The 16,772-nt window shown below is 69.4% G+C and carries 20 protein-coding genes and 3 tRNA genes; 8 read left to right on the forward strand and 15 right to left on the reverse strand.

Features of this window, described 5'->3' with window-relative positions:
- Nucleotides 1-47: 47 nt before the first annotated feature.
- Nucleotides 48-533 carry a GNAT family N-acetyltransferase gene (locus tag ACTMTJ_RS10155; protein ID WP_441215898.1) on the reverse strand — a complete coding sequence of 162 codons (486 nt, stop codon included), beginning with the start codon at nt 531-533 and terminating at the stop codon, nt 48-50.
- Between the two features lie 34 nt (nt 534-567).
- Between ACTMTJ_RS10155 and ACTMTJ_RS10160 the strand changes: the two genes are divergently transcribed.
- The gene (locus ACTMTJ_RS10160; protein WP_441215899.1) at nt 568-1,164 is read left to right on the forward strand and encodes a TetR family transcriptional regulator C-terminal domain-containing protein; all 597 of its coding nucleotides are present in this window, start codon (nt 568-570) and stop codon (nt 1,162-1,164) included.
- Nucleotides 1,165-1,183: 19 nt separating this feature from the next.
- Entirely contained in the window at nt 1,184-1,813 is a 630-nt protein-coding gene (locus ACTMTJ_RS10165) for an alpha-ketoglutarate-dependent dioxygenase AlkB (protein WP_441215900.1), read from the forward strand.
- Between the two features lie 2 nt (nt 1,814-1,815).
- On the opposite strand, the gene ACTMTJ_RS10170 is transcribed toward ACTMTJ_RS10165, so the two are convergent.
- Nucleotides 1,816-2,226 carry a VOC family protein gene (locus ACTMTJ_RS10170; protein ID WP_441215901.1) on the reverse strand — a complete coding sequence of 137 codons (411 nt, stop codon included), beginning with the start codon at nt 2,224-2,226 and terminating at the stop codon, nt 1,816-1,818.
- Between the two features lie 35 nt (nt 2,227-2,261).
- On the reverse strand, nt 2,262-2,660 hold the full coding sequence (locus ACTMTJ_RS10175; protein ID WP_441215902.1) for a helix-turn-helix domain-containing protein: 399 nt from the start codon (nt 2,658-2,660) through the stop codon (nt 2,262-2,264).
- Between the two features lie 195 nt (nt 2,661-2,855).
- On the opposite strand from ACTMTJ_RS10175, the gene ACTMTJ_RS10180 reads away from it, so the two are divergent.
- Nucleotides 2,856-3,575: a DUF6082 family protein gene (locus ACTMTJ_RS10180; protein WP_441215903.1), complete on the forward strand. Its 720-nt coding sequence runs from the start codon at nt 2,856-2,858 to the stop codon at nt 3,573-3,575.
- Here ACTMTJ_RS10180 and ACTMTJ_RS10185 read toward each other — a convergent pair.
- The 3 genes from ACTMTJ_RS10185 to ACTMTJ_RS10195 all read right to left on the reverse strand — a co-directional run bounded on the left by ACTMTJ_RS10185 (nt 3,544) and on the right by ACTMTJ_RS10195 (nt 4,089).
- On the reverse strand, nt 3,544-3,750 hold the full coding sequence (locus ACTMTJ_RS10185) for a DUF397 domain-containing protein (protein WP_441216307.1): 207 nt from the start codon (nt 3,748-3,750) through the stop codon (nt 3,544-3,546). The two genes, ACTMTJ_RS10180 and ACTMTJ_RS10185, sit on opposite strands and share 32 nt — an antisense overlap.
- A gap of 141 nt (nt 3,751-3,891) precedes the next feature.
- Nucleotides 3,892-3,964 (reverse strand) — tRNA-Arg (locus ACTMTJ_RS10190).
- Nucleotides 3,965-3,998: 34 nt separating this feature from the next.
- Nucleotides 3,999-4,089 (reverse strand) — tRNA-Ser (locus ACTMTJ_RS10195).
- A gap of 131 nt (nt 4,090-4,220) precedes the next feature.
- On the opposite strand from ACTMTJ_RS10195, the gene ACTMTJ_RS10200 reads away from it, so the two are divergent.
- On the forward strand, nt 4,221-5,744 hold the full coding sequence (locus ACTMTJ_RS10200; protein ID WP_441215904.1) for a hypothetical protein: 1,524 nt from the start codon (nt 4,221-4,223) through the stop codon (nt 5,742-5,744).
- Here the strand turns inward: ACTMTJ_RS10200 and ACTMTJ_RS10205 are convergent.
- Nucleotides 5,726-6,502 (reverse strand): CPBP family intramembrane glutamic endopeptidase, encoded by a 777-nt coding sequence (locus ACTMTJ_RS10205; RefSeq protein WP_441215905.1) that lies wholly within the window; start codon nt 6,500-6,502, stop codon nt 5,726-5,728. The two genes, ACTMTJ_RS10200 and ACTMTJ_RS10205, sit on opposite strands and share 19 nt — an antisense overlap.
- A gap of 180 nt (nt 6,503-6,682) precedes the next feature.
- Here ACTMTJ_RS10205 and ACTMTJ_RS10210 point away from each other — a divergent pair, with 180 nt between their 5' ends.
- Nucleotides 6,683-7,798, forward strand: coding sequence for a globin domain-containing protein (locus ACTMTJ_RS10210; RefSeq protein WP_441215906.1), 1,116 nt, complete (start codon nt 6,683-6,685; stop codon nt 7,796-7,798).
- On the opposite strand, the gene ACTMTJ_RS10215 is transcribed toward ACTMTJ_RS10210, so the two are convergent.
- A complete protein-coding gene (locus ACTMTJ_RS10215) occupies nt 7,795-9,315 on the reverse strand; it encodes a peptide deformylase (protein ID WP_441215907.1) in 1,521 nt (506 codons plus the stop codon). The genes ACTMTJ_RS10210 and ACTMTJ_RS10215 overlap by 4 nt on opposite strands.
- A gap of 421 nt (nt 9,316-9,736) precedes the next feature.
- Here ACTMTJ_RS10215 and ACTMTJ_RS10220 point away from each other — a divergent pair, with 421 nt between their 5' ends.
- Nucleotides 9,737-10,462, forward strand: coding sequence for a hypothetical protein (locus ACTMTJ_RS10220; RefSeq protein ID WP_441216309.1), 726 nt, complete (start codon nt 9,737-9,739; stop codon nt 10,460-10,462).
- Here the strand turns inward: ACTMTJ_RS10220 and ACTMTJ_RS10225 are convergent.
- From ACTMTJ_RS10225 to ACTMTJ_RS10250, 6 genes are all read right to left on the reverse strand, one after another.
- Nucleotides 10,452-10,985 (reverse strand): YbhB/YbcL family Raf kinase inhibitor-like protein, encoded by a 534-nt coding sequence (locus ACTMTJ_RS10225; RefSeq protein WP_441215908.1) that lies wholly within the window; start codon nt 10,983-10,985, stop codon nt 10,452-10,454. The two genes, ACTMTJ_RS10220 and ACTMTJ_RS10225, sit on opposite strands and share 11 nt — an antisense overlap.
- Entirely contained in the window at nt 10,982-11,848 is an 867-nt protein-coding gene (locus ACTMTJ_RS10230) for an NAD-dependent epimerase/dehydratase family protein (RefSeq protein ID WP_441215909.1), read from the reverse strand. The genes ACTMTJ_RS10225 and ACTMTJ_RS10230 overlap by 4 nt, the downstream gene beginning before the upstream one ends.
- Nucleotides 11,849-11,850: 2 nt before the next feature.
- Nucleotides 11,851-12,969 (reverse strand): XRE family transcriptional regulator, encoded by a 1,119-nt coding sequence (locus ACTMTJ_RS10235; RefSeq protein WP_441215910.1) that lies wholly within the window; start codon nt 12,967-12,969, stop codon nt 11,851-11,853.
- A 44-nt stretch (nt 12,970-13,013) separates the two neighbouring features.
- Nucleotides 13,014-13,598 (reverse strand): hypothetical protein, encoded by a 585-nt coding sequence (locus ACTMTJ_RS10240; RefSeq protein WP_441215911.1) that lies wholly within the window; start codon nt 13,596-13,598, stop codon nt 13,014-13,016.
- A gap of 597 nt (nt 13,599-14,195) precedes the next feature.
- Entirely contained in the window at nt 14,196-14,447 is a 252-nt protein-coding gene (locus ACTMTJ_RS10245; protein ID WP_441215912.1) for a hypothetical protein, read from the reverse strand.
- Nucleotides 14,448-14,514: 67 nt separating this feature from the next.
- Nucleotides 14,515-14,603, reverse strand: a tRNA-Ser gene (locus tag ACTMTJ_RS10250).
- Nucleotides 14,604-14,688: 85 nt separating this feature from the next.
- Between ACTMTJ_RS10250 and ACTMTJ_RS10255 the strand changes: the two genes are divergently transcribed.
- Nucleotides 14,689-15,609 carry an NAD(P)H-quinone oxidoreductase gene (locus ACTMTJ_RS10255; protein WP_441215913.1) on the forward strand — a complete coding sequence of 307 codons (921 nt, stop codon included), beginning with the start codon at nt 14,689-14,691 and terminating at the stop codon, nt 15,607-15,609.
- On the opposite strand, the gene soxR is transcribed toward ACTMTJ_RS10255, so the two are convergent.
- Nucleotides 15,602-16,045 (reverse strand): redox-sensitive transcriptional activator SoxR, encoded by a 444-nt coding sequence (gene soxR, locus ACTMTJ_RS10260; protein ID WP_441215914.1) that lies wholly within the window; start codon nt 16,043-16,045, stop codon nt 15,602-15,604. The two genes, ACTMTJ_RS10255 and soxR, sit on opposite strands and share 8 nt — an antisense overlap.
- A gap of 44 nt (nt 16,046-16,089) precedes the next feature.
- Between soxR and ACTMTJ_RS10265 the strand changes: the two genes are divergently transcribed.
- Nucleotides 16,090-16,770: a transketolase gene (locus ACTMTJ_RS10265; protein ID WP_441215915.1), complete on the forward strand. Its 681-nt coding sequence runs from the start codon at nt 16,090-16,092 to the stop codon at nt 16,768-16,770.
- The last annotated feature ends 2 nt before the right edge of the window (nt 16,771-16,772 follow it).

Below are 16,772 nucleotides of genomic sequence, written 5' to 3' on the forward strand. Positions count from 1 at the left end.
GAGGCCGCGGGAGCAACGGTCTGGACCACCGCGGACGTCGCGGTAGCTCAAATCTCTGTCTTGAGGTTTCGCTCGTAGCAGACGGAGACCGCGGAGCCGATGTAGACGCCGAAAAGGGGGATCGACGTGTAGCCCTCGCGCTCGTAGAAACGCTGAGCGTCGGGCTGGAAGGTCCCGGTCTCCAGGCGCATCGTCGTCCAGCCGCGCTCGACCGCGGCCGCTTCGAGTGCGCGGAGGACGGCGGTGGCCAGGCCGGTGCCGCGGGCCTGGGGCACCACGTACATCCGCTTGATCTCGGCGCTCGTGGCGTCGAGGCGCCGCAGGCCGCCGCACGCGAGCGCGGCCCCGCTGACGGGATCGACCGCGACGAGGAAGTGGTCGATGTCGGCGGCCGACGGCAGCGGCCCGGGCTCGTGGTCGTCGCCCCCGTAGCGGGCGTCGAGCTCCGCCCGCTGCTCCTTTCGCAAGGCCGCGCCCGCCGGGTCGTCCCACGGCCGCGCCTCGAGTACCCATCGCGTGTCGTTATCCGTCACAAGCGTTACGGTAACATGCGTTACGGTTAGCGCCATGGCACGAACGGCCGACCGCCCCGCGCAGGAGGCGCTGCTCTCCCGCGCGGTCTGGGACGTGCTCGCCCACCAGGGGCTCGAGCGCCTGACGATCCGCGCGGTCGCCGCCGCGGCCGGATGCACGACCGGCCTCGTCATGCACCGCTTTCCGCACCGCCGCGCGTTGCTCCTGCATGCCCGGCGCCTGCTGCACGAGCGCACCCGGGCCCGCGTCGAGGCGCTGGAGGCTTCGGCGAACTCTCCGCGGGAGGCGCTGCGCGCGGTGCTCCGGCAGGGCCTCGCGCTGGACGACGAGCTGCGCACCGAGAGCACGGTCTGGGTCGGCTTTCTCGCCGCGGCGGTCGCCGACGAGGAGCTGATCGCCCAGCACCGTGCCAACAACCAGGCATGGCGGCACCGCATCACCCGCCTGGTCGGCGCCGCCGCCCCCGACTGGCCGGCGGACCGCGCGGAGTCCGTCGCCGCCACCCTGATCGCGCTGGTCGAAGGCGCCGGCGCGCTGGGCTCGGGCGATCCCGCGGGATATCCGCCGGCCGCCCAGGAGCGGATGCTCGACGACACGCTCGCGGCATACGGATTAGCACTGGTGTGCTAGCCGGCGTAGGGTGCCTCCTATGGAAGTCGCGCACCAGCCCTCGATGCTCGACATCGCCGAGCAGGCCGGCCTCGGCCCGCTCGCCGGCCGGGTCCGGCGCCACCAGCTGAGCCGGGGCGCCTGGGTCGACCACCTGCCGGGCTGGGTGCACGGCTCCGACCTCCTGCTCGACACCCTCCTGCACGAGGTGCCGTGGCGCGCCGAGCGCCGGGAGATGTACGAGCGGGAGGTCGACGTGCCCCGCCTCCTGTGCTGGTATGGCGGCGGCGACCCGCTGCCCCACCCGCTGCTGGAGCAGGCGCGCGACGCCCTCACCGCCCACTACGCCCCCGAGCTCGGCGAGCCGTTCGTCACGGCCGGGATGTGCCTCTACCGCACCGGGCGCGACAGCGTCGCCTGGCACGGCGACACCAACGGCCGCTCGTCCCGCATCGACACGATGGTCGCGATCGTCTCGTTCGGCTCACCCCGGCCGCTGCTCCTCCGCCCCCGTGGCGGCGGTGCAAGCCTCCGGTTCCCCCTTGGCCACGGCGACCTGATCGTGATGGGCGGCTCGTGCCAGCGCACGTGGGAGCATGCCGTGCCCAAGACGGCAAAGCCGGTCGGCCCGCGGGTCAGCGTGCAGTTTCGCCCGGTCGGCGTCTCGTAGGGCTACTTGGGCAGCTGGCGGATCCGGATCGCGTTGCCAAACGGGTCACGCAGGCCGAAGTCGATGCCGTAGGGCTGCTCGGTCGGCTCGTCCGTAAACTCCACGCCCTTCGCCTTCAGCTCCTCGTACGTCCGGTAGGCGTCGTCGGTGTTGAAGCCGAGCCACCCGCCGGCCGCGCCCTTGGTCAGCAGCTCGCGCACCCGCTCGGCCGTCGCCTCGTCCATCGACGGCGGCCCCGGCTTCTCCAGCAGGATCGCGCGCCCCGGGTCGCCGGGCACGTTGACGGTCAGCCAGCGCATGAAGCCGAGATCCTGGTCGGTATTGACCTCCAGGCCCAGCGTGCCTACGTAGAAGTCGAGGGCCTGGTCCTGGTCGAGTACGAAGATGGAGGACATCGCGGTCGCGTTCAACATGGTGGCGACGCTAGTCGCCCCCCGCCGACCCCTGCTTATCCAAAACTGACGGGCCGCATCCACGAGCGGGTGAAGCACGTCGGCACCGGCACGCTCGCCGCGGTACGCCGGTACACCGACGGCGACTGCCCGACGATGTCCCGAAATGTACGGCTGAAGGTGCCCAGGCTCGTGAAGCCCACCGCGAAGCAGATGTCGGTGACCGGGCGGTCGGTCTCGCGGAGCAGAAACATGGAACGTTCCACTCGCCGCCGCTGTAGGTAGCGGTGCGGAGTCTCCCCGAAGGTCGCCCGAAACGTGCGGATGAAGTGCCCTTCGGAGACGTGCGCGATACGGGCGAGCGCAGGGATGTCGAGTGGCTGCGCGTAGGCCCGGTCCATGGCGTCGCGGGCCCGCAACATCCGCCTGTTGGTCTCCTCGACAGCGCGACTCACGCCGCCTATCACACCATGTCCCGGTTTGTCGTCCAAGAAATTGCTCGGCCGGAGAGCCCGGAAGAAAGCAATTGCTCCCTGCTACTGGCGCCGCAGATGAATGAGTCAGGCATGAGCAGATCAAAAACGAGCGCTGTTTGCGGGCACCTGCAAAATGAGGTTAGCGATATGCGGACCCGGTCAGGGGGCCACCAGATGAAGACTCCGAGATTCGACCTGTTTCCTGGTTTCCGTGAGAGCCTCGGCAAGATCGGAGTCATGCTCGCCGTCGCCGCCGCGTCAATTGCGATCTTCGTGGGCGCCGCCCTCACGCCGTCGGTGATCGCCAGCCTGGACAGCGGTGACCGGGAATGGGTTGCGGCCCTGGTCGCGACCCTGCTGGTGGTGGCCGCCTCCACGATGCTTCAACGCAAGCAGGTGCGCCACGAGCGACTGTGGTTGCAGCGGGGATATACATTCGACCTCCTAAGAATGGCAATGGATGACCCCATATACGCCCAGTGCTGGGGGCCGCGCGTAAGTCCGCCCGATATGGATGAGCGGCTCTTCTACTATGCGAATCTGGTGATTATGGGCTGGTCGTACGCATGGGAACACGGCCAGATCGACGCTCAGCAGGTGCGCGCCTACGCCCAAGCATTCTTCGAGAGCGAGGTGTCGCGCGAGTACTGGACGAGGTACGGATCCTGGCGGTCGCGCTCACGTGGCCGCGAGCGCGCGTTCTACCGGATCATCGACAACGAGTACCGGGACGCGATCGCCGGCGGACCACCCACCCGCCCCTACGAACCCAGCACCATCAGGCCCGAGTCCGCCGCCCGCGCGGCGATCTCCTACCGCCGGCGGCGGCACCGGCGCAGCTCCGCAAGGCGCGTTGAGCGCATCACCGCGGTAGGTCGAAGGCTCCGGTCTTGAAGTGAGCGACGAAGTGGGCCCACTGGTCTCGGCTCAGCTCCAGAGCGACGGACGGTCGCAGCGAGCTACGTAACACCACCGCGTCCGATCGCACCTGGACCTCCACGCAATGCGCCTCGCCGACGCACCGGCTGCTCCGACGCCACGACGGTCCGGCCGGGTCGCTTCCCTCCATACGCACCGGGTGGTTCTATCTGTCGAATGTGGACGGCGGGGAACAACACGCCGGCCGTGACGTGATCTTTACCTGGCTCGGCCGGCCGCTGGACACGACAAGGGCCGGCTCCAACGACTGGAACCGGCCCTTGACCTGCTGCGCGCCCGAAGGGACTCGAACCCCTAACCTTCTGATCCGTAGTCAGATGCTCTATCCATTGAGCTACGGGCGCAGGTGCTCGACCAGCATACACACCGGTCTTCGCGCGGAGACTCCGGGATTCGAACCCGGGAGGGGCGTTAAGACCCCAACCGCATTAGCAGTGCGGCGCCATAGACCAGACTAGGCGAAGTCTCCCAGGTGGCCGTCGCAGACCACCGCCCGCCGAGGATACCGTGCGGGCCTCGGTGGCGGCAAAGCGGCGCGGGCTCTCGGCCGCCGGGTTTCCGGGAGGTGAAGCGGGCTCATCAGGACTAGGCTCCGTCGACATGGAGGAGGAGCGTCGCCCGGGCGGCCGGCGGGAGCGGTCCCGCCCGTCCAAGGCTGCCTTCACCCCGCCTGAGGAAGATCCGGCACCGGCGCCGCCGCCGCGCCGGCCACCGGCCAGCGGGCCTGCGCCTTCGGTGCTCTTCCAGCCGCCTGCCGTGCCGGACGAGCCGCCCGACGAGCCGCCCCGAAAGGCTCGGCCGGCCAAGCGGACGGCGGCCCCAGACCCAGCCACCACTACACCACCGGCTGACGCGCGGCCGGCCAAACGGAGCAGCCCCGGCGACGCACCAGCAACCGAGACGCCAGCCCGCGACCGGCCGGCCAAGCGGGTGGCCCGCGACGTGGCGGCGGCCGACGCCCCGCCCGCCGAGCGGGCGACACCGGAGACGGCGCCCGCCCCACCACCACCGTCGCGGGAGCCGGACAAGCGGGCCACCCGGGAGGCGCCCGCGGCCGAAGCGCCGGCCCGTGGTCGGCCGGCCAAGCGCACCAGCACCGGCAAACCCGCCACCACGCGCACCAGCACCGGCAAACCCCCCACCAAGCGCACGAGCTCTGAGAAACCCGCCACCACGCGCACCGGCTCTGAGAAACCCGAAACCACACCGACCAGCGCGGACGCGCCGGCAGAGGCGCGGCCGCCAGCCAAGGCTGTGAGCGCGGAGGAGCCGAGGAAAGCCGCCGCCTCGACGGCAGAAGAGGCCCCTGCGTCGAAGAGCCCCCGGAAGGCCGCCGCGAAGAAGGCGACCAAGAAGGCCGCCAAGGCACCAGCACGCAAGACGGCCGCGACCACAGCCGACCGGGCGGCGGTCACGACAAGCACGTCGCCCCGAGCGGCGGTGGCGTTGGTCAGTGGGTCGGTCGTCGCCCGTACCAAGGCAGGAGATGGACCGGCGACCACGCCGCGGCTGCTCGACCGGCCTGGACACGCCCCGGAGCTGTTGGCTCTGGCGGCCGTGCGGGCGATCGGGCCGCGGGCGCGCGATTGGGCCGCGCAGACGCGGGCGACCTACCCGGCGGCGACGGACGACGGCCTCGCGCGGCTCGCGACGCAGCGCTTCGTGCGGATGGCGGGGGCAGGTGGGGCGGTGTCGACGGCGTTGGGGCTGTTGACGCCGGTGGCCGAGCTCACCGCGACCGCTTGGGCGCAGGCCGCGCTGGTGTTGCACCTCGCGGCGGCCTACGGGCGGGATCCGCTCGACGCCGAGCGGGCGGTCGACCTGCTGGTGCTGGTCGGGGTGCATTCGTCGCCGGAGGTGGCCAGGGCCGCGCTGGCCGAGGCCACCGAGGCTGATGTGGTGGTCGAGGGGGCGCCGGCCCTGCGGGCTGCGGAGGCGGCTTGGCGGCTCGCGATGCCCCTGTCGGCCCAGTCGCGGGGATGGCTGGCCGTGCGGATGGTCGCGCGGCGGCTGCTGCCTGGCGTGGTGCCGGTGACGGCCGCGGTGGGCGCGGCCGCGGCGGTGGAGCGGCTCGCTTACCGGGCTCGGGCTCACTACCGCGAGGGCTACGGCAGCCAGTCGTAGCGGCCCTTTATCAGGGTATATCCGATAAATGCGACCACATCGAGCAGCGTGTGCGCGATCACCAACGGGAGAACGCGCCTGGTGCGCAGGTAGAAGTAGCTGAAGACAACTCCCATCAGCGCGTTGCCGATGAAGCCGCCAAAGCCTTGGTAGAGGTGGTATGAGCCACGCAGGAGGGCACTCGTGGCGATGATGGTGCGTACCCGCCATCCCATCTCCTCGAGGCGGGTCATCAGATATCCGACAACGACCACTTCTTCGAGGATCGCGTTCTGCGCGGCGGCCAAGATCAGCACGGGCACCGCCCACCACAGGTCGGGGAGGTCGGCCGCCACTACCGTGGCGTTGATGCCGAGCCGGTGCGCACCGAGATAGACGAGGATCCCGGGACCGCCGATCACGACCGCCAACAGCGCGCCCCACACCAGGTCGAAGGCCGGACGCCGGCGGTCCAGGCCGAGGCTGGCGCGTGCGTCGCGGTCGCGGTTGAGCAGGTGTATCGCCAACAGCACCGGGACCAGCGCAAAGAAGATCCCGAGCAGCTGGTATGTGAGGTCGAGGTAGGGCCGCGGCGACTGGGACGCGTTGAGCGTCGCGGTCTGCTGGGAGAGCGGACGGTCGGCCGTCAGCCGCGCGGTGATGGAGACCATCGCATAGATGGCTGACTGTCCAAGTGAGACGCCGAGGACGAGGAGCGCCTCGTTGCGGCGCATGGTGTTGTCGCGGCCGGTGGTCGGCGGGGCTAGCTCAACCGTCACCCGATAACTGTGCCCGACACGCCGTCGGCGGCGCCGCCTACCACCCCAAGATCAACCGAATCGCACAAGATGTGCGACCTTTTGCGACGCTCGGTGCGCAGGCTGAAACTCTCGCGCAACTTCCACGGCATCCCACAGACGCGTGACCGTTACCCGCGTCGCACAACGGAAAGAGCGTCCATGGGAAATCTTTCGCGGCTGCTTAAGGAGAGCTGGACCATCGTCGAGGAGCACCAGGACAAGGTCGCCGGCTACTTCTACGCGCGCATGTTTATCTCGAACCCCGAGCTGCGGTCCCTCTTTCCGGTTCATATGGACGTACAGCGAGCCAGACTACTCGGCGCGATCGTGACGGCAGTGCAGACACTCGACGATCCGGAACGATTCGACGAATACCTACGGGCGCTGGGGCGCGACCACCGCAAGTTCCACGTGAGCCCCGAGCACTACCAGGTGGTGGGCGGCGCGCTGCTGGAGGCGCTGCGCACGTTCGCCGGTGAGCAGTGGAGCGTCGAGTACGACCAGGCGTGGAGCGACGCGTACGCGGTGATCTCCAAGAAGATGATGGCCGGCGCCGACGCGGATACGAACCCACCGTTCTGGCACGCCGAGGTAACCGCACACGAACGGCGTTCGCGCGATATCGCGGTATTCACGCTCCGACCGCTACAGCACCCCGTTGACTATCGCGCCGGCCAGTACGTGAGCGTGGAGGCGCCCCGCTACCGGCCGCGACTGTGGCGCACCTATTCGATCGCGAACGCGCCGCGCAAGGACGGCACGCTCGACTTCCACGTGCGGGCGCTGGGCGCGGGCTGGGTCTCCAGCGCGCTGGTCCGCCGGGTGCGGCCGGGCGACCTGCTGCGCATCGCCGCGCCGATGGGCACGATGACGCTCGACCGCAAGTCCAACCGCGACATCGTGTGTGTGGCCGGCGGTACCGGGCTCGCGCCGATCAAGGCGCTCGTCGAGGAGCTGGCCCGCTTCAACCGCAACCGCTGGGTACACGTCTTCTACGGCGCGAAGGACCGCGAGGACCTGTACGACCTTGCCGACCTGGAGAAGCTCGCCGCCCGCCACCCGTGGCTCTCGGTGGTGCCCGCGTGCAGTGAGGACGCGAGCTACGCGGGCGAGCAGGGCAACGTGAGCGAGGTGGTCGCCCGCTATGGCCCGTGGATCGACCACGACTTCTACGTCTCGGGCTCGCCCACCATGGTGAAGTCGACCTTGCGCACGCTGGCCGAGCTACAGGTCCCACCGTTGCGGATCAGGTACGACGCGCTCTCCGAGCTTTAGTAACGCCACGGGTTTCCGGCCTCGCGGTACTCCTCGACCGGCACCAGCGGGACGCCGGGCACCATGCGGTCGACGTAGAGCCGCCCCTCCAGGTGGTCGATCTCGTGCGCCACGAGCCGGGCCATGCCCTGCTCGAACGCCGTGATCACCCGACCGCCGTCCCACTTCGCGTGCTCGACCTGGAGCGTGAGCGGCCGGGACACGAGCCCGCGCACGTCGAAGAAGGACATGCAGCCTTCGTACTGCTCGTCGGTCTCCGGCGACGCCTCGACCACCCGCGGGTTGAGCAGCACGACCGGCTCGGCCGTACGGTCGGCGGGCCGCACCACCGCGGCCGCCCAGGGCAGCCCGATCTGCGGGGCGGCAAGACCAACACCCTTCGTGAACGTGTGCAGCTCTTCCACCCGGTCGAGCGCACCCACCAGCCGGTCGACGATGTCGCGGGCGTCCGCCTCGTCGCGCGGCAGGTCGAACTGGCGGGCCGCCTGGCGGAGCGTGTCGGCGCCGCGCTGCACGATGCCGACCGCGCGCATGCGGTCGCTGGCCCGCACGGCGATCGCGAGGCCGGACGGTGGCGGGCCGTTGTGGCCGCGGAAGCGCCACTCCAGCCGGAAGCGGGCGTTGAGCGGCGGCGACTCCGTCGTCCACTCGAAGATCGTCCGCTCGCCCTCGGCCCGCCTGATCACGGGGGTACGCAGCGGCGCCTCCTCGGCCGACAGCGAGGTCTCCACTCCCCACACCTGTGCGTCGAGCCAGTTGGGAAAGTCGAGCCGCACGGTAAGGCGGCGGGTGGGCAGGCGCACCGCGCGCTGAAACCACTGGCCCCACTTTTCGTGACTGACCGTGTACGCGTACTCGATGACCGTGCGCTGCCCCGGATAGAGCGGGAAGCGGCCCTCGGAGTTTTCGAAGAGGAGCCAGACCTCCTTGAACGCGTCGCGATCGTGCTTCTTGCGGTATTCCATCGCCTCTCGAGCCGGCTCCTCGCCGCACCAGGCCTGGAGGTCGAGCTCGGCGAAGCTGAGCGGGTGCTCGCGGTGGTGGCGGTTGGACTTTTCCGGATCATGGGGGTAGCGGTCGACCGCCACCCGGATCAGGTAGCGGGTGACCGGCTCGGTGCCCGCGTTGTAGAGAGCGCGGCGGATGACGCAGCGGTAGGACCCCTCGCGGTAGGCGAGCGTGGCGACCTCCTGCTCCACGATCAGGCCGGTGCCGGGTGGCAGCCACTGCTCGGGCACGGGTGGGTCGCGGTGGCTCGCCGAGGACCGCGCGTGGCGCAGCTCGTCGTACTCCTGGTAGCGCTGCCAGATGGCGCCGCCCGCCCCGAGGACCGCCTCGGCACGGCGGGCGAAGTCTTCGGTGGGACGGTGGCGGCGTCCTTCGACATGGCTGACGTAGGACGGGTCGAAGCCCATGCGGGCCGCGAGCTGCTTTTTACTCATGCTGCGCTCGACCCGCCATCGGGCCAGCTCAGCCGCGAACGTGTCCGCAGCCCGCTCGATGGGCGATGTCGTCATCTCTTGAGTACCTCGGGCCGGGACTTTCAGTCTGCTTTCCTAGCCGCTCGGCCCAACATGAACTGGCGCGTTACCGACAAAAGCCTTGACAAACGGGCGGTTTGGCTACTCAGGCGTATTGGACAACTACGTTGCGTAACCTGACACGCAGTGTGACTGAAGACAACTTCTGAGCACAAAAGGAGACGCGGGGCAGGACCTCTGGTTAGCCTAGCCTTAGTACGCTAGGGTGATCCGTCAGCTTGAGATCAAAGGGAAGTGGCGAGGTGAGCACGTTTACGCGGGGCGGCACGGGGCATTTCCCCGACCTGACCGTGTACGTCGCACTCCGTGAGGAAGGCGGCGCTAAGTGACCACCGTCGTTCCTCACCGCATCGCCGGCGCCGACCTCCTCGCGCCGATCACGTCCACGCTCCGGGCGATGTTCGGCACCGACGACCTGCCCGGCCTCACACCCGGCCTCCTGGTGCCCGAGCTCTCCGACGCCGAGTGGATCTCCACGTCCCGCCTCATCGACGGCGACCGCCTGCCCGACCTGCTCGGCTCGGCCAAGCGCCGCTGGCAGGCGTCCCCGCACGCCGCCGCGGCGCTCGCCTGGAAGGCGTACACCTACTGGCTCGCGCTGCCCGTCGTGCTCGGCTGGGCTTCGGCGCGGCGCGTCCCGCTGCTCTACCCCGACGACGTGCTGATGCACTTCGAAGACCAGCGGCCGCTGCTCACGCTCGGCTTCCGCCGCTCGGTGGCCGTCGCCGTGCTCCCCTCCGACCCGCTGGCGCTCTCCGGCCTGCCCCAGGTGCGGGTGATGCGCGACGAGGCGGCCCTGCTCGGCGCGCTGCGGGCCTCGCTCCTCGACGCCCACCTCGCCCCGATGCTCGACGCGATACACGCCGAGGTGCGGGTCGGCGCCCGTACGCTGCTCGGATCGGTCAGCTCCGGTATCGCGCACGGCATCCTGCGCGCGGCCGATGTACTCCCCGGGTCGACCGTGGAGCACATCGGCACGCTGCTCACGACGCTGGGCGTGGAAGACCTGATCGAGCTTGTGCCCGGGCCGAGCGGCGAGCTGACCGTGCAGCGCAAGACCTGCTGCCTCGCGTTTACGCTCCCTCAGCCCAAGATCTGCACAGGCTGCTGCATCAAGCCTTGACCTGGTAGGTCGCCACCAGGATCGCGCGGGCCAACGTGTGGAAGGCAAGGTTGAAGCCGACCACCGCGTTCGAGACCTCCGGCGTCACGTCGAGCGCGTCGACGTCGACCGCATGGACGGCGAAGTAGTAGCGGTGCGGCCGATCACCCCCGGGCGGCGCGGCGCCGCCGTACGCCCGCTGCCCGTAGTCGTTGCGCACGTGGAAGCCACCGTGTACATCGCCGGCGCCGGCGCCGCGGGCCAGCTCGGTGACCGAGGCGGGCAGGTTGACGAGGTTCCAGTGCCAGAAGCCGCTCGGCGTAGGCGCGTCCGGGTCGAAGCAGTTGACCACGAACGAGCGGGTCTCGGTCGGAAAGCCGGACCAGGCCAGCTGCGGTGAGAGATTCTGTCCACCCACGCTGTCGTGAGCGAAGGTCGCGTCGAACGGCTGGCCGTCGTCGAGGTCACTGCTGGTCAGCGTGAACGAGGGCACGGCTGGGAGCAGCTCGTACGGGTCCGGTGCGATTGGACGGTCAAGACTCATGCCGTCATCCTCGCACTCGCTGGATCTGTACCAGCCGTTGTCCAAGCGTCCGTGAGTATCTGGTCCAGGCTGGACTGGCGCGGCTCCCAGCCGAGTCCCGTTTTCGCGCGCGTGATGTCGGCGATGAGGTGGCGCGGCTCCGGCTTGGGTGAGTTGTGCTTCACCGGCACCCGCTTGCCGGTGATCCGCTCGGCCGCCTGGATGATCGCGGCCATGCTCGTGCCGACGCCGCTGCCGATGTTGTACGTCCCGGCCCCGTTGAGCGCTTCGACCACGGCCCACGCCGCGTCCGCCACGTGTACGAAGTCTCGGGTCGCCGAGCCGTCCCCGTTGAGCGTCACATGGGGCAGCTCGCCGGTGATCGCCCGGAGGACGTTCGGGATGATCCGCGTGGTGTCCGTGTCGCCTGGGCCCGCGACGTTGAAGCAACGGAGCACGACTCCCCCGGCGGCGAGGACCACCTGCTCGGCCGCGACCTTGGAAGCGGCGTATGGGCTCTCAGGGTGCGGGTCAAGGTCTTCGGTGAGTGCGCCGGTGCGCTGCCCGCCGTAGACGATGCTGCTGGACGCGAGGACGAACGGAATGGGCCGGTCCAGTGCGAGGAGCAGGTTGAGCGTGCCGCCGGCGTTCACGTCGAAGTAGGTGAGCGGATCGGCGAACGAGTCGCGGGCGCGGGTGAGCGCGGCGAGGTGGCAGACGGCCTCTGGCCGGGTGGCTTTGACGAAGGCGGCCACATTTTCCCGGTCGCGGATGTCGACACCAGCACGGCGCCCCAGCACGGTGACATCGTGGCCGGCGGCATCGAGAGCACGGCAGACCGCCTGACCGAGGAACCCCTGCCCGCCGGTAACGAGAACGCGCATGGCTAGCGCCCGGTCTTGACGGCACGGGGCCGGAAGGGGATCACGTTCGCCTCCGGCTTTTCGGGCGTGGGCGTGGGCGTGGGCTCGTGGGGAAGCTCTTCGGCGGTGGCGTGCTGGGCCAGGACGTTGAGGGCGAGCTCCTCGGACCAGGCGGCCAACGCGGCGAACCGCTCCGTACGCACTCCCCGGCCGTGCACGATCTCCGCCATCTTGCGAAGGGCACGCGGCTTTTCCGGCGGCACGTAACCGGGCTCGCGCCTATTCCAACCGCGGGAGCTCATCTGCTTGTACAGGCTCAGCGCCCGATCGCCGTCCACCGCGCCCAACTCCTTGGCCCGGCGGACGAGGCTCTTCACCGACACGCCCCAGATCGTTTTGAGCATCACCAGCGCGCTCAAGGTGGGATTGTGCGGCATGACGCCACGCAAGGCCGCGAGGGGCGTGAGCAACTCCGCGGCGAACCTGTCGGCCTCGGCTTCGACCTCGGGCCCCGTCTGGCCGGGCTGGTGCAGCAGCAGGTGGCCGATCTCGTGCGCGACGCTAAACCGGACCCGGTCGGCCGGCACGCCGCCGAGCAGCGCGATGACCGGCTCGCCCCGACGCCACGCGCAGAAGGCGTCGAGCGTCTCGATCGCGTAGGGCAGCCCGAGGACGGTCACCCCCGCCCGCTCCGCCGCCAAGATGAGGTAGGGAAGCGGCTGGTGGGCGGAGAACCCAAGTGTCTTTCTCGCCGCCGCCGCCGCCGCCTCCGGAGTCGCGCCCGGCGTCGGCCGCAGCCGCACCGGCAGGGCCCGCGCGCCACTGCGGAGGTTTTGGTACTCCTCGTCGACAAGGCGCGCCCACTGCAAGGCGGCCGCCTTTTCACCCTGCGTCAGCCGACTCCGCGACCTGAGCTGGGGAGACAGGACCGAAAAACCGGGTGTCGGCGGCCGCGAGAAAAAAGCCGTGGCGACACCGGTAACCGCGGCGACGAGCGCAAGAGACTCCTCGTCGATCGGCGCGAGGTCCTTTTCGATCCGCGACAGCCGCGACTGCGTAAGCGACGGCACCTCTTTGACGAGGTCGGCTTGCGTCAGCCGGTGCATCTCCCGCACCTGCCGGATGCGCTCGCCGTAGATCATCTCGTCTCCTCGCCCGCCAGCATCTTGTGGATCTAGCCGACGCGCTAGGCCAGCCGCTCCGCCTGCCAATCGGGCTCAAGGTCAACCAGGTCTTCCGCCCGCAGCTTAGCCATCTCCCGGAAGATCTTTCCGCGCCACTCCAACTGGAGATTGGCCCGCGAGCTGTCCCCGCCGAGCGGACGAATCAGGATCATCGGATCCGCGAGCAGGCCACCGTCGTCGAGCCAGAGCAGCAGGAGGTTGTCGGTATCCAGCCCGGGGATGGCGGACGCCTGTCGCCAGAAGTCCTGCCGTGGCTTGGAGAGGCCGGGCACGGGCACCTCCACGTCGCCCGCACCGCCGCGCTGCGTGTGGAGGACCCGGACCGCGAACCCTTGGTGGTGGATCTGGATCCCGGACATGTTGAGGGCGGCGCTGTCGTCGACCAGCCTGGCGGAGAGGCCAGCCTCCTCCAGGACCGCGCACGCCCGCCGGCGGGCCAGGTGGAGGAAGAGGTGCGGGTCGTCGGAGCGCTTGTACATCCGCTCGGTGTGGTATCGCTGCGCCTCTTCGAGACCCTCTTCCAAGCTCCGGAAGATCGTCGCGAAGGTGGGGTGGAGCGCGCTCAGCGCCCGGCCGTACGAAGCCATGGGCATAAAATGACACACAACTTCACACGTGTCACGGCACTGACATGGCATGTCGGCACATTTTTCAAATCTTTGGTGCAGCCGCGAAATCACATTGGGTGCCCCCGCAATTATCCATGGCAACCTACTTCCAAGCGCCCGCCCGTTTTATCGTCCAAGGCGTCACTATCGCGCGTGGCTAGCCTCAAATTTCGGAGTTTAGCCGTGTCGCCTCTCCGTACGGGAGGCGAACGCCCTCCCGGGAGGAGGTAGGCACCCGTGGTGGTGCAACGCCGCGAGCCGAAGGGCTCGGCCACTGCCCGAACGTCCGACACCAACAGGTGGCGGAAGGTGGGCGAGGCGAGTCTCCTGATCCTCAGGATCCTCGCAGCGGCAATAGCCGTGATTGGGGCACTGTGCTCCTTGACCGGCTGCGGGCCCGCCTGATCGGCGGGCCCGAGCGGAGGACCTCCGCCCGGTGAGCTTGGTGTGCACAGGGCGGGGGTCTTTCTTTATGTCCTGTCGGGACACAAATTCAGGCCCGACCCGACATCAAGAAGTGTCTCACGTAAAGCAGCCTTGGGACATGTGCACCAATACAGCAATCGTTGGAATACCTCAGTTAGCGGCAAACACGGTGGTGTGGTGGTAGTTGCCTGGGCCGACGGCGCGGTCCAGGGTCCGCAGGATGCGGGTGGGGTTGTCGTAGGGGCCTTGCTGAAAATTGGGCTCGCCGTGATAGCCGAAGGTGATCCGGCCGGGTGGTTGCCAGGTGCCGAGGTGCGCGGCGGCTTGCCGGAAGTCGGGGTGTGGTTCGAAGCCGAGACCGCGGGCACTCGGCGGCGCCGAAAACGAGGTCCTGGCGTCCACGCCGGCGATCCTGACGCCGGCCATAGATCAAGTTAAAACGGAACGCCGGGCGGAAGGGGGGTGAAAGCGGAGGGTGTGGGATTCGAACCCACGATGAGTGTCACCACCCATAGCGGTTTTCAAGACCGCCGCCATCGGCCACTAGGCGAACCCTCCTGGACCGCGACGTGCGGCAGTCGACTGCCGCAGCCGTGCCTAGTGTGCCATGGGGCCCAACCTCCGTGGGTGGGACACTGTCGCCGTGCGCGCGATCACCATCACCGAGCCCGGTGGGCCGGATGTGCTTGCCTGGAACGAGGTGCCGGACCCCGTGCCGGGGGCTGGCGAGGTCCTGATCCGCACCGCGGCGTCGGCGGTCAATCGGGCGGATCTGCTCCAGCGCCAAGGGCTTTACAGCCCGCCGGCCGGGGCGTCGCCCTACCCGGGGCTGGAGGCCAGCGGCGTCGACGCGGCCACCGGCGAGCCCGTATGCGCGCTCCTCGGTGGTGGGGGCTACGCCGAGCTCGTCGCGGTGCCGGCAGCGCACACGTTGCCGGTACCAAAAGGGTTGTCGGTCGAAGAGGCGGCCGCGCTGCCTGAGGTGGCCTGCACCGTTTGGTCCAACCTCGGCCACGACCTGCGGGGTAAGACGCTCCTGATCCATGGTGGTGGGAGTGGCATCGGCACGTTCGCGATCCAGTACGGTGTGGCGCTTGGTGCGACGGTGGTCACGACGGCGCGGAAGAGCAAGCATGACCGGCTCACGGAGCTTGGCGCGCACCGCACGATCGACTACACCGACGAGGACTGGGCCGCCGACGTAAGGGCCGACATCATCCTCGACATCATCGGGGCGCGTTACCTCGCGCGAAACGTCGAGGCGCTCGCCACCGGCGGGCGGCTGGCGATCATCGGGATGCAGGGCGGGGCCAAGGCGGAGTTGGACCTGCGGGCGTTGGGCACGAAGCAAGGGTCGATTTCGATGACCTTGCTGCGGGCCCGTGGCCACGACGAAAAGGCCGCCATCGTGCGTGGGGTGCGGGAGCACGTCTGGCCGCTTGTCGAGTCGGGGGCGATCAAGCCGGTGATCTACCGCCGGGTGCCGATGTCGCAGGCCGCGGAGGCGCACCGGATCGTGGAGGCCAGCGACCACCTCGGCAAAGTCCTGCTCACGGTCAGCTAGGCGGCAGCAGCAGGCGTGGGCCTGCGCCTTCCGCCGACAGCTGGTCGTCGGGGTTGTAGAGGCGGCACCGTTGCAGTGACAGGCAGCCGCAGCCGATGCAGCCGGTCAGGTCGTCGCGGAGGCGTTCCAGGAAGGCGATCCGCTCGTTGAGCCGGCCCCGCCAGCTCGCGGACAGCGCGGCCCAGTCGGCCGTCGTGGGGGTACGCGACTCGGGCAAAGAGGCCAGCGCCTCGCGGATTTCCTCCAGCGACACACCGACCTGCTGGGAGATCCGGATGAAGGCCACGCGGCGGAGCTCGGCGCGTTCGTACCGGCGCTGGTTGCCGCCCGTACGCACCGCGCGGATCAGGCCCAGCCGCTCGTAGTACCGCAGCGCGGAGGCTGCCACGCCGGAGCGTCGCGAGAGTTCTCCGATGGTCAACGAGGCGTCGGTCATAGGTCCCTTGAGTTGAAGTGCGCTTTAACTTGCACCCTAGCCATATGACCGCACCGACGACCACGGCCAAGCTGGACGAGCTGCTCAGCAGGCTCACCGGCGACGAGAAACACGGACCCAGCGCGCACTCCACCCTCGACGTGCTGTGGGTCCTCTACGACCGGGTGCTGCGCGTCTCACCCGACCGGCCGGACGACCCGGACCGCGACCGCTTCCTGCTCTCCAAGGGGCATGGGCCGGCTGCCTACTACGCCGTGCTCGCGGCCAAGGGCTTCATCCCCGAGGAGTGGCTCGACGACCTCGCCGGACCGGACAGCCGGCTCGGGCACCACCCGGATCGCCTGCTCGTGCCCGGCGTCGAGATCGGCTCGGGCTCGCTGGGCCACGGCCTCGGTCTGGGCGTGGGCACCGCGTTGGGGCTGCGGGCCCAGGGCCTCACCGAGCCCCGCGTGTACGTGATGACCGGCGACGCCGAGCTCGACGAAGGTTCCAACCACGAGGCGATCGCGTACGCGGGCGCGACCGGCCTCGCCAACCTCACCGCGGTCGTCGTCGACAACCAGTCGTCCACGCACGGGTGGCCGGGTGGGCTGGCGAGCCGCTTCCACGGCTGGAGCTCGTCCACTGTCGACGGTGGCGACCACGACGCGATCGAGGCGGGGTTGCGGGCGCACACCGGCACCGCGCCGCACGTGGTCGTGGCCGTTGTCGAGCAGAAGGGTTAGAC

The sequence above is a fragment of the Phytohabitans sp. LJ34 genome (genome assembly GCF_052068095.1).
Lineage (GTDB): Bacteria > Actinomycetota > Actinomycetes > Mycobacteriales > Micromonosporaceae > Phytohabitans.

Coding starts and splice junctions, on each gene's coding strand:
- ACTMTJ_RS10230 (WP_441215909.1), bottom strand. CDS start 11,848: ATGCGCGTTCTCGTTACCGGCGGGCAGGGGTTCCTCGGTCAGGCGGTC.
- ACTMTJ_RS10220 (WP_441216309.1), top strand. CDS start 9,737: ATGTTCGGCACCGACGACCTGCCCGGCCTCACACCCGGCCTCCTGGTG.
- ACTMTJ_RS10200 (WP_441215904.1), top strand. CDS start 4,221: ATGGAGGAGGAGCGTCGCCCGGGCGGCCGGCGGGAGCGGTCCCGCCCG.
- ACTMTJ_RS10210 (WP_441215906.1), top strand. CDS start 6,683: ATGGGAAATCTTTCGCGGCTGCTTAAGGAGAGCTGGACCATCGTCGAG.
- ACTMTJ_RS10165 (WP_441215900.1), top strand. CDS start 1,184: ATGGAAGTCGCGCACCAGCCCTCGATGCTCGACATCGCCGAGCAGGCC.
- ACTMTJ_RS10170 (WP_441215901.1), bottom strand. CDS start 2,226: ATGTTGAACGCGACCGCGATGTCCTCCATCTTCGTACTCGACCAGGAC.
- soxR (WP_441215914.1), bottom strand. CDS start 16,045: ATGACCGACGCCTCGTTGACCATCGGAGAACTCTCGCGACGCTCCGGC.
- ACTMTJ_RS10240 (WP_441215911.1), bottom strand. CDS start 13,598: ATGGCTTCGTACGGCCGGGCGCTGAGCGCGCTCCACCCCACCTTCGCG.
- ACTMTJ_RS10180 (WP_441215903.1), top strand. CDS start 2,856: ATGAAGACTCCGAGATTCGACCTGTTTCCTGGTTTCCGTGAGAGCCTC.
- ACTMTJ_RS10225 (WP_441215908.1), bottom strand. CDS start 10,985: ATGAGTCTTGACCGTCCAATCGCACCGGACCCGTACGAGCTGCTCCCA.
- ACTMTJ_RS10185 (WP_441216307.1), bottom strand. CDS start 3,750: ATGGAGGGAAGCGACCCGGCCGGACCGTCGTGGCGTCGGAGCAGCCGG.
- ACTMTJ_RS10160 (WP_441215899.1), top strand. CDS start 568: ATGGCACGAACGGCCGACCGCCCCGCGCAGGAGGCGCTGCTCTCCCGC.
- ACTMTJ_RS10235 (WP_441215910.1), bottom strand. CDS start 12,969: ATGATCTACGGCGAGCGCATCCGGCAGGTGCGGGAGATGCACCGGCTG.
- ACTMTJ_RS10265 (WP_441215915.1), top strand. CDS start 16,090: ATGACCGCACCGACGACCACGGCCAAGCTGGACGAGCTGCTCAGCAGG.
- ACTMTJ_RS10215 (WP_441215907.1), bottom strand. CDS start 9,315: ATGACGACATCGCCCATCGAGCGGGCTGCGGACACGTTCGCGGCTGAG.